Origin of the sequence: Vibrio fujianensis, assembly GCF_002749895.1 — a bacterium.
GTDB classification, from domain to species: domain Bacteria; phylum Pseudomonadota; class Gammaproteobacteria; order Enterobacterales; family Vibrionaceae; genus Vibrio; species Vibrio fujianensis.
Genome location: NZ_NBUS01000054.1, coordinates 34,982 through 37,822, shown reverse-complemented (window position 1 = coordinate 37,822; position 2,841 = coordinate 34,982). Strand labels below are relative to the sequence as shown.

Here is a 2,841-nt window from a genome sequence, read left to right as displayed (position 1 = left end):
TGTATTTATTTTTTTTACCCGACATTTGCACGACTCGTTCCGCACGAACCAGTAGTTGATGTACTCCCGATTCTAGTGTCAGCTCTGAACGGTGTCCAAAAGTAAACCCTTCCGATTCACCATTGACAGCCAACAATTGAATATCGCGATCAAACGTAACATTAATGTCGGCATAACTTCCCAACGAAACAGAGAGCAACGATGCCAGCAAGCTAATAGGAAGTAATTTCATAATCTCTCCTTCAAATAAAATGGCGAGCCTAAGCTCGCCATACTCTATAATAAAAATTTACGCTTTGCTTAGAAGTAATACTCTACACCCACTGAATACTCATCATAATCGGCTGATTTCCAACGACCATTATAAGCTTTACCAAAATCTAAGGTACGAGCACGAGCATACAGCACCGCTGATGGGTCAACAAAGTATAGCGCTTGTACTGATAATACATCATCATCCGAACCTTTTAGCTTATCGCCGCCCACTTTAAGCTCATCATTTTTCGCATAACCCAGCTTGAACTGCCAGTCACCCGTTGTATAAGCAACACCCGCAGAGTAGGCATTTTGCTTTTCTTTATCGCCAACAGAAGGTTTCGCTTCCATCATCTTATATTGAGCGTAGAAAGAAAGCCCATTATCAAACCAACCTTGTACACCAAATAGGTAAGCATCGTTATCCCATTCAGTACCTTCTTTGGCTACGTCACGGTTACCTTCATAGGCTAAATCAAATTGGAAAACGGAAAGTTTGTAGTGTGCTGCCGCACCCATCCAGTAGTCTTTACCTTCACCTTTTTGTGCACCATCTTTACCTGCTACGCCGTAAGCTAAGTTCATAGATAGGCTGTCAGCAAATGTTGGTGTATCCCAACGAATGGTGTTTGAAGCGCGATCTTGGTGTTTAGTACCACCAATCGCACCACCCCAGTCATAGACATCGCCCAAACCTGGGTTAGAGGCTGGCCAGTCAACCAACTCATATAGTGGTGATAAAACGCGACCTAAACGAACAGTACCGTAGCTGTCATGTTTAAAGCCAACAAAGGTATCACGAGTACCCCATTCTGAACCTGGATCAGCAAAGGATGGGTCTACATAGCCCGCTTCGATTTGCCAAATAAAAGTAGATTCAATATTTTTGAAATCTTTCTCACCACGGAAACCAAGACGAGATTCGTTGTTAAACTGAGTACCACCTAATTTATCATCTGCTTCTTTACTGCCCGCATCATAGTCACGATAAGCTGCTTGCAGTGCGATTACCCCATAAACTTCATAGTTTGCGGATTCTGCTGCCGAAACGCTAAATGCTGCACCAGAAGACAACAGAGTAGCAACGGCCGCACCTAATAGAGTACGTTTAAACATTTTGTCCATGGAAAACTCCTAAAAATAAAGATAGCTGTTTTATTTTTCTCCCCAAAGTTGGCCGCCGAAGGGAGAAAACTTTTGCTGTATGAGCACCCCTTAAAGAGTCTCATCGCTGTTTGTATACACCTTGGTGTATCCATGCCTTAAGACTAACTGCCGCAGATAAAACATCAATCAGAACTTAATTTTTAACTAAAAAAATATGACCGACGGCAAACTTTGGACCAGTAAGTGATCAAGATCTAATTATTTAGACAACCAGACAAAAACAAAATAATCACATTAAATATCAATTATTTAAAGTCAATTTAAAATGAATTAATTGAAGTCGATCGCATCGATAGAAAAAACAAGGTGACAAAAAACTCAAGCATGAATTGTTAATTGCAGACAAATTGCCCATGAACAACTAAGTTATTTTAAAAACATAAAAAACCCTCAGTAGAGCAACTGAGGGTTTCTATTACTATGAAATTATCGTTATTGGATCAGATTGATTAAATCTTGTTCCGCTAAGATTTCAATCCCTAACTCTTGCGCTTTCAGTAGTTTTGAACCGGCAGCTTCTCCTGCAAATAGAATATCAGTATTTTTAGAAACGCTGCCCGTCACTTTCGCCCCTAACGATTGCAACGCAGCCTTGGCTTCACTGCGTGATAGTTGTGATAACGATCCCGTTAATACGACTGTCTTTCCGGCTAGTGGCTGTGGTTGTCCATCACTTTTCGGCTCGATGATTGGCCAATGAACCCCTAATGCAAGTAGCTCTTCAACCACCCGTTGATTATTTTCTTGACTAAAGAACGCTCGAATATGGCTAGCTACTACCATGCCAACATCTTGCACTTTAATTAATTGATCGACTGAAGCGTGCATAATGGCTTCTAAGTTGTAGAAATGCTGGGCAAGGTTCATCGCTGTCGCTTCCCCCACTTCACGAATGCCAAGCGCATATAAAAAACGAGGTAATGTGGTTTGTTTTGCTTTTTCTAGCGCCTGAGTAATATTTTGTGCAGATTTAGGCCCCATCCGCTCCAGAACAGTTAACTCGCCTGCTCGGAGTTTAAATAGATCAGCGGGCGTCAATACCATATCGCGTTCGACTAACTGCTCAATAACTTTATCACCGAGCCCATCAACATCCATCGCTTTACGCGAGACAAAATGCTTCAATGATTCTTTACGTTGTGCGCGGCAAACTAACCCACCAGTACAACGGGCAACGGCTTCACCTTGCACTCGTTCAATATCAGAATGGCAAACGGGACAATGCGTGGGAAAAGATATTGCTCTCGCTTCATCAGTCCTTAACTCGAGCACTACCGCAACGATTTGTGGAATCACATCGCCGGCACGACGAATAATCACCGTATCGCCAACCATGACCCCTAATCGCTCAATTTCATCGGCATTATGCAAAGTGGCATTACTCACGGTCACACCACCGACAAATATCGGCTCAAGTTT

General features: G+C 42.4%; 3 protein-coding genes. All 3 read right to left on the bottom strand.

Annotation, left to right across the window (positions count from 1 at the left end; translation table 11 throughout):
* A partial coding sequence (locus B7C60_RS17245; RefSeq protein WP_216639324.1) for a DUF2057 family protein occupies positions 1-232 on the bottom strand: 232 nt, incomplete at its 3' end.
* A 68-nt stretch (positions 233-300) separates the two neighbouring features.
* On the bottom strand, positions 301-1,380 hold the full coding sequence (locus tag B7C60_RS13335; protein ID WP_099612090.1) for a porin: 1,080 nt from the start codon (positions 1,378-1,380) through the stop codon (positions 301-303).
* Positions 1,381-1,854: 474 nt separating this feature from the next.
* A partial coding sequence (ligA, locus tag B7C60_RS19315) for an NAD-dependent DNA ligase LigA (RefSeq protein WP_245869430.1) occupies positions 1,855-2,841 on the bottom strand: 987 nt, incomplete at its 5' end.

Bases quoted from the DNA above. Each gene is read 5' to 3' on its own strand.
- B7C60_RS13335 (WP_099612090.1), bottom strand. From the start codon at position 1,380: ATGGACAAAATGTTTAAACGTACTCTATTAGGTGCGGCCGTTGCTACT.